The sequence below is a fragment of the Flavobacterium sp. GQ95 genome, assembly GCF_059758655.1.
On the sequence record NZ_JCAXEB010000031.1, the window covers coordinates 1 to 10,937 of the forward strand.

General features: G+C 34.6%; 11 protein-coding genes. 5 read left to right on the top strand and 6 right to left on the bottom strand.

Going from position 1 to position 10,937, the window contains the following annotated elements; all coding sequences use genetic code 11:
- Positions 1 to 37 precede the first annotated feature (37 nt).
- The 3 genes from AC6CH4_RS25600 to gcvT all read right to left on the bottom strand — a co-directional run bounded on the left by AC6CH4_RS25600 (position 38) and on the right by gcvT (position 4,314).
- Positions 38 to 751, bottom strand: coding sequence for a YebC/PmpR family DNA-binding transcriptional regulator (locus tag AC6CH4_RS25600; RefSeq protein WP_007811539.1), 714 nt, complete (start codon positions 749 to 751; stop codon positions 38 to 40).
- A 271-nt stretch (positions 752 to 1,022) separates the two neighbouring features.
- Entirely contained in the window at positions 1,023 to 3,053 is a 2,031-nt protein-coding gene (locus AC6CH4_RS25605) for a S41 family peptidase (protein WP_498108112.1), read from the bottom strand.
- A 178-nt stretch (positions 3,054 to 3,231) separates the two neighbouring features.
- Positions 3,232 to 4,314: a glycine cleavage system aminomethyltransferase GcvT gene (gene gcvT, locus AC6CH4_RS25610; RefSeq protein WP_498108114.1), complete on the bottom strand. Its 1,083-nt coding sequence runs from the start codon at positions 4,312 to 4,314 to the stop codon at positions 3,232 to 3,234.
- A 352-nt stretch (positions 4,315 to 4,666) separates the two neighbouring features.
- On the opposite strand from gcvT, the gene AC6CH4_RS25615 reads away from it, so the two are divergent.
- The 3 genes from AC6CH4_RS25615 (at position 4,667) to AC6CH4_RS25625 (ending at position 6,817) form a co-directional block, all read left to right on the top strand.
- On the top strand, positions 4,667 to 5,515 hold the full coding sequence (locus AC6CH4_RS25615) for an NAD(P)H-hydrate dehydratase (RefSeq protein WP_498108116.1): 849 nt from the start codon (positions 4,667 to 4,669) through the stop codon (positions 5,513 to 5,515).
- A 146-nt stretch (positions 5,516 to 5,661) separates the two neighbouring features.
- Positions 5,662 to 6,444 carry a HipA family kinase gene (locus tag AC6CH4_RS25620; protein WP_498108118.1) on the top strand — a complete coding sequence of 261 codons (783 nt, stop codon included), beginning with the start codon at positions 5,662 to 5,664 and terminating at the stop codon, positions 6,442 to 6,444.
- On the top strand, positions 6,434 to 6,817 hold the full coding sequence (locus tag AC6CH4_RS25625) for a DUF3037 domain-containing protein (protein ID WP_498108120.1): 384 nt from the start codon (positions 6,434 to 6,436) through the stop codon (positions 6,815 to 6,817). The genes AC6CH4_RS25620 and AC6CH4_RS25625 overlap by 11 nt, the downstream gene beginning before the upstream one ends.
- Before the next feature lie 326 nt (positions 6,818 to 7,143).
- On the opposite strand, the gene AC6CH4_RS25630 is transcribed toward AC6CH4_RS25625, so the two are convergent.
- Positions 7,144 to 8,256 carry a pectate lyase family protein gene (locus tag AC6CH4_RS25630; protein WP_498108122.1) on the bottom strand — a complete coding sequence of 371 codons (1,113 nt, stop codon included), beginning with the start codon at positions 8,254 to 8,256 and terminating at the stop codon, positions 7,144 to 7,146.
- Positions 8,257 to 8,469: 213 nt separating this feature from the next.
- Here AC6CH4_RS25630 and AC6CH4_RS25635 point away from each other — a divergent pair, with 213 nt between their 5' ends.
- The gene (locus tag AC6CH4_RS25635; RefSeq protein ID WP_498108124.1) at positions 8,470 to 9,039 is read left to right on the top strand and encodes a Crp/Fnr family transcriptional regulator; all 570 of its coding nucleotides are present in this window, start codon (positions 8,470 to 8,472) and stop codon (positions 9,037 to 9,039) included.
- A gap of 183 nt (positions 9,040 to 9,222) precedes the next feature.
- On the opposite strand, the gene AC6CH4_RS25640 is transcribed toward AC6CH4_RS25635, so the two are convergent.
- Positions 9,223 to 9,771: a HutD family protein gene (locus AC6CH4_RS25640; RefSeq protein WP_498108126.1), complete on the bottom strand. Its 549-nt coding sequence runs from the start codon at positions 9,769 to 9,771 to the stop codon at positions 9,223 to 9,225.
- Positions 9,772 to 9,806: 35 nt separating this feature from the next.
- Positions 9,807 to 10,313 (bottom strand): GNAT family N-acetyltransferase, encoded by a 507-nt coding sequence (locus tag AC6CH4_RS25645; RefSeq protein WP_498108128.1) that lies wholly within the window; start codon positions 10,311 to 10,313, stop codon positions 9,807 to 9,809.
- Positions 10,314 to 10,509: 196 nt separating this feature from the next.
- Between AC6CH4_RS25645 and AC6CH4_RS25650 the strand changes: the two genes are divergently transcribed.
- Positions 10,510 to 10,899, top strand: a complete 390-nt coding sequence (locus tag AC6CH4_RS25650; protein WP_498108130.1) for a helix-turn-helix domain-containing protein — start codon at positions 10,510 to 10,512, stop codon at positions 10,897 to 10,899.
- Positions 10,900 to 10,937: the final 38 nt, after the last annotated feature.

Here is a 10,937-nt window from a genome sequence, read left to right on the forward strand (position 1 = left end):
TTTTCAGGGCTTTTTGCTATTTATAAAAAAGAGAATATTACTCTTCTTTCATCGTATGATAAACGTTCATTACGTCATCATCTTCTTCAATTTTCTCGATTAGTTTTTCAACATCAGCGATTTGAGCTTCTGTCAATTCTTTAGTGATTTGTGGAATACGCTCAAAACCAGAAGACAAAATTTCAAGACCTCTGTTTTCTAATTCTTTTTGTAAAGCTCCAAAGCTTCCAAAAGGAGCGTAAATTAAGATTCCGTCTTCGTCTTCAAAAACTTCTTCGGCACCAAAATCAATAAGTTCCAATTCTAATTCTTCAGGATCAAGATTGCCTTTTGCAATTCTGAAGTTACAAGTATGATCAAACATAAATTCAACAGAACCCTGAGTTCCCATTGTTCCGTTACATTTGTTGAAATAACTGCGAATGTTTGCTACTGTTCTGTTATTATTGTCAGATGCTGTTTCAATCAAAATCGCAATCCCATGAGGAGCATATCCTTCAAACAAAATTTCTTTATAGTTGGCAGTATCCTTATTACTTGCATTTTTTATCGCGCGCTCCACATTGTCCTTAGGCATGTTAGCGGCTTTTGCGTTTTGTATTACAGCTCTTAATCTAGAATTGGCATCTGGGTTAGGTCCGCCTTCTTTAACAGCCATAACGATGTCTTTACCAATTCTGGTAAATGTTTTGGCCATTGCTGACCAACGTTTCATTTTTCTTCCTTTTCTAAATTCGAACGCTCTTCCCATTTCTAATTTTTAGTTTTGTGATGCAAAAATACGGTTATTCCTTATTTTTCCAAAATCAATCGTATTCTTTTTTAAATTATGTTCTTATGAAATTTTAACTGTGATTTTAAAGACATTCATGGCGAATTTAACCGCAAGGTTCGCAAGGTTTTTACGCAAAGGACGCTATGAACAGCTTTGCGAACTTAATAAACATCTGCAAACGCAACGAAAAAAAAACTTTGCGAACCTTGCGGTTAAAATCTATGTTCAAAGCGAGACAACCTGAAACCTATTTCGAAGCATTGAACTCCGTAATAATATTTACCGCCTCATTCAAATAAGGGTTTGTTTTAAGATTATCGATCTGGTATTGATTTATTGTTTTTTCAGTTGGGTAAACGCCTAGCAAAAACTGATTTACAGTAGAATTATAAACATCCAGAGGATTGTTTTCGTCATTAAAAGTGTTAATCTCTTTCCAAAGTGAATTCACTATTTTTTTCTGATTAAAAACAGCATCGATTGTCATCGGAATTTCTGATTTTGGAGTGTTTACTAACTGATCGATTTTTAGGTTTATTTTTTTTACGTCGTTAAAAAAATAGTTGTCAGCCAGACGCGCCGTACTATTTTTAGCAAGTTTATCAATAAGCGGTCGTTTTACAAATGGTTTGTATTTTAAAAAGGGCTGAATACTGTCGTTTTTAATCGCAGTCGGAAAATCACTTTCTTTTTGATAAACGCCCTCATAAAATTCCGGCACTATAACATCTGGAGTAACTCCTACGTATTGATGGCTTTTTCCGGTGACCCTGTAAAATTTATTGATAGTGATTTTCAGGAAATCAGTATTTTTTTCTTCGTCAAGCGAAAGAATGGTTTGCATTGTGGCTTTGCCAAGCGTATTGCTGCCTAATATTAAAGCGCGATTATAATCTTGTAATATCGAAGAAAAAAACTCGCTTGCCGAAGCCGTATTACTATTTACCAATACCACAATCGGACCTTTATATATCATTCCTCTGTAAGGATCATTAATAACAGATGTACCTTGTTTGTTGTCAATTACAATCGAAAGTGGGCCATAATCAACAAACATTCCGGCTAGTTTAATGGCTTCTTCCATAGATCCGCCACCGTTATCAATTAAATCAATTACAAGCCCTTTTATATTGTCACGATCTAGCTTTATCACTTCTCTGGCAACATCATCAGCACAACCTTTTCGACTGTTGCCATCTAAATCGGCATAAAAACTCGGAATCTTGATATAGCCAATTTTACTTTCCTTGCCCACAATAAAGCTAAAGACAGAGTTTTCTTCATCTTTCATGACTTGTTTTTCGATATAAACATCGAAACTTTTGCCCGAATTCCTTTTTAACGTAAGGGTAATACTTTTATTTGATTCCGATAAAATCATGGTCGAAATAGATTCTAAAGAGGAACAAGAAACTTGTAATGTGTCTTTATGGTTGGAGATCGAAACAATTTGATCGCCCTTTTTTATTTGCCCTGTTTTAAAAGCCGGGCCGTTCGGATCTATTTCATCAATGATAATTTCATTTTTCTCGTTTAAATTGACCGTCATTCCAAGTGACAAATGTTCCTTTGATAATGAAGCTACAAAGCTCGATTTAGAATCATTGCTAAAATAGGCTGTATGCGGATCAAAATAGGTACAAAATAAATTGTATACTTTCTCCTCCAGATTTGTATTTGTTTCTAAAAGGGTATTGAACCGACAAATTTCATTGGTTAGAATAGTGGTTCTCGAAGCCAGTTCAATCGATTTAAAATTAGCTTTAATAGAATCCAAATTATCACTGGTTTCAGCCATATCATCTAAAATCTGATAACGTAATTTCTTAAGCCAGACTTTCTCTAAATCTTCTTTTTTAAGATAAAAAGGAAATGATTTTTTATAAAACCGAATCGTATCTTTTTTTGTATAATCAATTGTTTCGGCCTGAATTTTTTCTAAAACTGTTTTAGTTCTGCGTAATCCGTCTTTGTATTTATTAGAAATATCATCCACAAAATTACAATCACCTTCCATAATCATATCATCTAAGCTAACGCGATATTTTTTGGATAATTCATCGTATTCCGTCTTAAAAAAAATGTTTCTCGAAGGATCCAGTTCATTAATCAGATTATCAAATACAAAAATAGACAAGCTGTCATCAACTGGTTTTGGTCTGATATGTTCGGTTTGAATAAGTCGATTTATTTTGCTTAGAATTTCGCATGTGTTTGCGCTATTTTGACTAAATAGAGCGCTTGTAGTCATCAAAAAAAATAATAGTATTTTTTTCATAAATCGAAGATCTTCGTTTAGCTTAAAATTACGCTTATTTTTTTTATTAAAAGTTATATTTTTTCTAAAATATCTTACATTTAAACGATTTGTTTTCGATGAAATACACAATGAATTGCAACAAAAAAATGCATCACTTTTCAGTAATGCATTTCCTTAATTATTAGGTCTTTAAAGCTTATTTCTTGTAAAAAGGCAATTTTACCACTTTCGCAGGAACATCATTTTTTCTAATTCTGATAAAAATATCACTGTCAACAGCACTATTGCTTACCGTAACATACCCTAAACCAATTCCTTTATTCATAGAAGGCGACATGGTTCCGGAAGTTACAACACCAATTACAGCGCCAGAAGCATCAACAATTTCGTAGTCATGTCTTGGCACAGCACGTTCCTGCATTTCAAAAGCAACTAATTTTTTAGTAACACCTTCTTCTTTTTGTTTTTTCAAACTTTCAGAATTCGTGAAATCTTTGTTGAATTTTGTAATCCATCCTAAACCAGCTTCAAGCGGAGAGGTAGTATCGTTGATATCATTTCCGTACAAACAGAATCCCATTTCTAAGCGTAAAGTATCACGGGCTGCAAGTCCAATTGGTTTAATTCCAAAAGCTGCACCAGCTTCAAAAACTTTGTTCCAAATTGCTTCAGCATCAGCATTTTTACAGTAAATTTCAAATCCACCAGAACCTGTATAGCCAGTTGCAGAAATGATTACGTCATTAAAACCAGCAAAATCAGCTACTTCAAAATGGTAATAAGCAATAGCCGATAAATCTATAGAAGATAAAGACTGCATAGCTTCAACCGCTTTTGGTCCCTGAATAGCCAATAGTGAGTAATCATCAGAAAGGTTTTTCATTTCAACACCCAAATCATTGTGCGAAGAAATCCAGTTCCAGTCTTTTTCAATATTCGAAGCATTTACAACAAGCAAATACTGCTCTTCTTTCATTTTATACACAATCAAATCATCAACAATTCCGCCGTCATTGTTTGGCAAACAAGAATATTGCGCTCTTCCAATAGTCAAAGTCGAAGCATCATTCGAAGTCACTTTCTGAATCAAAGCCAAAGCATTTGGTCCGGTAAGTAAAAATTCTCCCATATGCGAAACGTCAAAAACGCCCACACTGTTACGAACTGTTTCGTGTTCAGCATTTATACCTTCATAAGTAATAGGCATGTTATAACCGGCAAAAGGCAGCATTTTCGCTCCCAAACTCTCATGTATGTGCGTAAGCGCAGTATTTTTCATTGTGTTGTTTATAAAAGTGAGTCGCAAATTTATTTAAAAAATATCGGAAATTAATAGTCTAAATTATAAATTTCGCAATATTTAGAAGCTATTTCCTGCTATCCGCTATATCTTTTTGTTTTTAAAGAAAAAACAAAAAGGATACCGCTTCTATCAGGGCTAGGGGACTTAGGTATTAAGAAAGAACTTTTTCTTCAAATTTTATGTAACTTTAGATAACAATTTTGATTTATTTGATTCATTTAGTTTTCACTGCCAGCTAATGTGTTTTCAGAAAAAGTGAAATGCCTTTTTGCGCAAAGAAAAACTATGTTTCTATGTGTTTAAATAATCAGTCCAACAAAACTATCAAATGAAAACCCCATTTTTAATAACAAAAGAAGAAATTCTAAAATGCTATAAACCTGTAAATCCTCATACCCATAAAGGACTTCAGGGGCACGCCGTGATAATTGCCGGAAGTTATGGCAAAATAGGAGCAGCCGTTTTATCTTCGAAAGCCTGCCTAAAATCAGGATGCGGACTCGTAACGACTTTCACACCAAAATGCGGTTACCAAATTCTGCAAATCTCCATTCCTGAGGTTATGGTTGTCACCGATGAAAATACCAATTTCATTACCAATATTCAGCTGCCGTTACTGCCACAGGCAATCGGAATTGGTCCGGGAATAGGGCAGGAGCTAGCAACTCAAAAAGCATTATTTGAATTTTTAAGAAGCAATAAAGTGTCATTGGTTCTTGATGCAGATGCTTTGAATATTTTGGCAGAAAATCAATCCTGGCTCGAATTAGTTCCGGAAGATACAATCCTGACACCTCATCCAAAAGAACTTGAACGCTTATTAGGTAAGTGGAATTCAGAATCAGAGAAGTTTCAAAAAACAATCGCTTTTTCAGAAAAATATAAAGTGATTATCGTAATGAAAGGTGCGCCAACCTACATCATCAATAAAAAAGAAATCTACGAAAACACAAGCGGAAATGCTGCCCTCGCCACTGCAGGAAGCGGCGACACACTCACCGGAATCATTACAAGCTTTTTAGCACAAGGCTACGAACCTAAGTATGCAGCAAAACTTGGCGTCTTTATCCACGGTTTAACTGCTGATATTGCCTTGCCAGAAACAGGATATCAATCTTTTATAGCCTCGGATATTATTGAAAATCTTGGACGAGCTTTTTTGGAATTAGATAATTAGGAAATTAGATAATGTGCCAATTTGATAATTAGATAATTTTCATGATCCTGAGAAGTCTTTTTTCTATACTCTATTTTCTTTTTTCTAAATTCTAAAAATCTAAGAAGTCTAAAGATCTAACAATCTAAATTAGTAAGTTTGTATATATGAAAAACAATTTCGATCTCAGAACGGTAAATGTCACTCGTTACATCACGCCTTTACGCGAGGGCGGTTCTTTACCCGCTTTGGCAGAAGCCGATGACGATTTTAAATACGTACTAAAATTCAAAGGAGCCGGTCACGGTGTAAAAGCTTTGATAGCCGAATTAGTTGGAGGACAAATTGCAAAGGCCTTAAAACTACAGCTTCCGGAACTGGTTTTTGCCAATCTCGATGAAGCTTTTGGTAGATCCGAAGGCGACGAAGAAATTCAGGATTTATTACAAGGCAGTCAGGGATTAAATTTAGCACTTCATTTTTTGTCAGGCTCGATTACTTTTGATCCTGTTGTAACGACTGTTGATGATAAATTAGCATCTCAAATTGTTTGGCTGGATGCTTACATCACTAATGTAGACAGAACTTTCAGAAACACTAATATGTTGATTTGGCATAAAGAACTATGGCTGATCGACCACGGTGCCTGTTTGTATTTTCATCATTCCTGGAACAATTGGGAACAGCATTCCAAAAGTCCGTTTGCGTTGATCAAAGATCACGTTTTACTGCCTCAGGCTTCGCTTTTAAAAGAAGTTGATACCGAATTCAAAGCGCTTTTAACCAACGAAAAATTAGAAGAAATTGTGAATACAATTCCTGAAGAATGGTTAGTTTGGGAGGACACCGATGAAACGCCAGAAGCCTTGCGAAATGTATACTTGCAGTTTTTGCAAACCCGATTAAATAATTCCGAAATCTTTGTAAATCAAGCTCAAAATGCAAGATAGTCACTTATATGAGTATGCCGTAATTCGCGTGGTACCCAGAGTAGAGCGTGAAGAATTCCTAAACATCGGAATCATTTTGTTTTGCAAAAAAGCTAAATTTATAAAAGTATTGTCCCATATCGACGATGATAAAGTTGAAGTGCTGTCCAACGATTTTGATATAGAACAATTGCATTGTAACATAACCGCCCTTAAAAAAATAGCGGCCGGAGACAAAGACGGCGGTCCGATTGGACAAATGGATATCCCGGAACGATTCAGATGGCTGACAGCGATTCGAAGTTCTGCAATTCAAACCTCAAGACCTCATTCTGGCCTATGTGAGGATTTGGAGAAAACAATTCAGAGATTGTTTGAAGAGCTTGTGTTGTAACTGTTTTAAACCATATAAGTCATATAAGAAAGTTTAAGTTTGAACTTAAAAAATCTCGCAAAGGCCGAAATTCTCAAGGACATATAAGAAAATAAAACTTTGCGACTCTGCGTATTTGCGCGATTAAAAAAACCTTCGTGCCATGGTGCCTTCGTGGCAAAAAAATTGCGAATCTTTGTGGTAATTATTACAAAATAAAAAGCCAAACCCTGTAAGATTTATACTTACAGGGTTTGACAAAACTAAAACTAACTAACTCAGATCTTTAAAACCATAGTTTCAAGCAATGAATTCGAAACTATGGATTCTAAAAAAAAGAGGTTTAATTAAAACGATCCACAGATATTTCCGCCTGAAGTTGCTCCTGCATTAGCAGAAACATCAGCTTTAACGGCAGTTTTATCAAGTTTCACTATGGTGTACGGAGGCGTAAACGCAGTATTGCTTCCTGCCTGGTTTCCTGAGGTATTAGTAAAAACGTTGTCAACTGCGGTAACAGCTGTAAAACCAGTCATTAAATCGATAGGCGTTTTTACTCCTTCAAAAACGTTTGTTTCTACTCGAATATCAGCTTCAAAACCAGCAGCTACGCATTTATTACTTACCGTACTATTAAAAAAGTTGTTAACTAAATGCACTTTTCCAAAACGAACTCTAGGCATTCTTTCTTTACAGCCAGGAGCCCACCAGCAACGTGCAAAAGTAATTCTCAATTTTCCACGATCAGCGGTTGCACCATCGCTTGAACCAATTAAGTTTGAATATCTGTGATCGTCTGATCCTCCGGAACCTCCTGCTTTTGGTGGTTTTAGATAATGGAATTTAGAATAAGTAACCGAAATATAATCCGATTTGTTTTTGATATCAAAGTTTCCATCAACACCATCTCTAAACTCGCAGTGATCCACCCATACATTTTGGCAATCGTCTAAAATAGCATTGTCCCAACCATCGGTATCGTAAGCGCCAGGTCCTTCAAAAATTAGGTTTCTAATGATTAAATTCTTGCATCTTTTAATGTTGATAATTCCAGAACCATCTTTAGTCTGATTCGTCGAAACCAATTTTGCACCACTTGCTCCATAAATGGTTTTACCAGTTTGATCCTGAAATGACAGTCTTGTCGTAATGGTAATTGTACCACTAACCTTTACTACTTTAACAGCAGTGTTTTCAAGAGCCGATTTCAGCTGTGCATAAGTAGTAACAACTGTTTCTGCAGCAGTTCCTCCACCAGTTGTTCCTCCGTTTTGTGAAGCCCAGCCTGGGACCTGTGCACAGTTTCCAACTTTTGCAGTTAAATTACTTGCTGTTGTTGTGGTCGTTTCAATAGTAGCATTCTCGTCTCCTTGAGGAGAAGCAATTTCTTCGGTATTACACGCTGTAAACCCGAAAACCAGTGTTAAAAGAAACACTGAAAATGTTGATTTGAATTTCATAATAATTAAGTTTGGTTAAATAGTTAAGACTGCAAATCTGCTTATAATTTGTATGAAAAAAGTTGAACAAGTTCAATGTTTTGAAAATAAATTACTATTAATTATACTTTAACAGCAATTACATTACAAAAAAGTATATTTTTGCGTAATCGATTACATTATTTTTCATTCATTCACATACTTACGCCCCTGAGTAAGAATAAAAGTAAAAACATGTACAAACCACTAAGATTAAATATTGAACGTAAAATAGCATTAACGGATGAAGAATGGACATTTATAGTTGAGAAGACCGAATTTATAAAACTCAAAAAAAACGAGTTTTTACAGATTCAAAATTCCAATAGTTCCTACGAATGCTTTATTTTAAAAGGAGCTTTTAAAACCTATATTTTGAATGATAATGGGAATGAAAGTGTTATTTTTTTCTCTTTCGAAAACGAGTGGATGTGTGATCTTGAAAGTTTTTATCATCAAAAGCCCACAACCTATAACATCAAGGCAATAGAAGACAGTGAAATTTTAGTCATTAGCAAAGCCAATAAAACGCTCTTATTCGAGCAGGTTCCAAAATTGATTCAGTTTCATATTATAATGGTTGAAAAAGCCAATATCGCCATTCAACAAAGACTTCTGGATGTTTTAAACAAAAATTCCAAACAACGATATCTGGAGTTTATAGAACGATACCCGAATAAGTTTAAAGTGATAAACAATAAAAACTTATCCTCCTATCTTGGTGTTTCCCACGAATTTTTGTCGAAGATTAAGAAAAGATGCTAAGGCTCTTAGGTACTAAGTTTCTAAGTTTTTCTATTGAGGCGCACTGCTGTGCGTCTAATCCATTATTAAAAAAAGCGCAAAGACACAAAGAAAAATAAACCTTGAGTCTTTGCTTCCGATAGCTATCGGGATTGCGAGAGTAAAAAAAACTTCGTGCCTTAGCGCCTTCGAGGCAAAATCTGATTAAAAATCCAATACTCCAAAGAGGCATTTATTAGAAAAATGAAGCATTATATTTTCCTTTTTTATATTTTCAATCATTAATACATCATAAGGTTTTAGATGGTATGGATTCTCATTAATTTTAATAACTGTTGTATGTAATGAAAACAAAATTATTATTTGAGCATTACTGTTCTGGCTACTATTTGTTATTTGCAGTTTGTGATGGCTTATTTTCTCAGAAACCATCCAATTAAAATCAATACCTTTTGTATAAGAAGTCACTTCATCATCCGAATTAAATTCCATGATTTCATATTTCTCATATAGTTTTTTTTCTTTGTTTATCTCAATATGCAAGCAGTTATCAAGCATAACCAAATATCGGTAATAGCCCTTAAATTTGGTAAATACTGAAGGTTCTTGCTCAATTGTAGCACTGCTTATTCTGAATACAAAATCTCTATCGGAGTAGCTTGCTGCTTCCGGATATATCATATATTCATATGTCAATCCACCACTCCAAACAGAGGCTTTACTATCTTTTTTAGGCAAAAGGCGTATGTTCATTTTTTATTTTTTATAAGAAGTCAAATACGCTATTATTAAATCTGCTTTTCTAAGTAAATAAATTCTAAAGGCTTATCTGAAATATTAATATGAATATCACTTGAAGGAAAAGGTTCTCTTTCGCCAGTTTCAACATAACCATGACGTTTATACCAGGCAATAAGCTCTGCACGAACCGAAACCACCGTCATACTAAGCGTAGATAATTCTAAAGTTTTTGCATGAATTTCAGCTTCTGCCAATAGCTGCTTTCCGATGCCGCTATTTTGTAATTCGGGAGAAACCGTTAGCATTCCCACATACAATTGATGTCCTTTTTCGACCAATAAAACCGATCCAATAATTTGTTGATTGTCTGTAAATTTCAGAAATGTATTTTTAGGATCTAAAATGATTTCTTTTAATTCTTCTTCGGTTGTTCTTTTTCCTTCTAATAAATGAGCTTCGGTAGTCCAGCCTTTTTTAGAAGTTTCGCCTCTGTATGCGGAGTTTATTAATATTGTTAGAGCAGGGATGTCTTCGAGTAATACTTTTGTAATCATGTTATTTAGTAAAAATATGAATTGCCTCCAGCTTTAGCCGGAGAAACAAAATTACATTAGAAAATGGCTTTAGCCAAATCATTTGTGTTTTTTGACTATCGCCGAATTTGTCAATTATGAAAAGAGTATCTTACAAAACTAATTTGTTTTTTACCGAAATTTATTTTCGTTTAAGAATTTTAAATATCTTTGAATTATGAGTACAGCAATAAAACCCAAACATATCGGCAGAAACATAAGCCGTATCAGAGAGCTTAAAGATATGAAACAGGAAGCACTGGCACAGGCTTTAGGAACAAGCCAGCAGGCAGTTTCGGCTATTGAAAACAGCGAAACTGTAGACGAACCAAAACTAATTCAAGTAGCAAAAGCTTTGGGAGTTTCTGTTGAGGCAATTAAAAACTTTTCAGAGGAAGCGGTTTTTAACATTATTGGAAATACTTTTCAAGATCACGGTGCTATTATGACAGGCAATAACAATTGCAATTTTAATCCTTTAGACAAAGTTGTTGAACTTTACGAACGCTTGGTGCAAGCTGAAAAAGATAAAGTTGAATATTTAGAAAAATTACTAAACGGGAAATAACGTTTTTAAACATACATTAAATAAAAAAGAGATCTTAC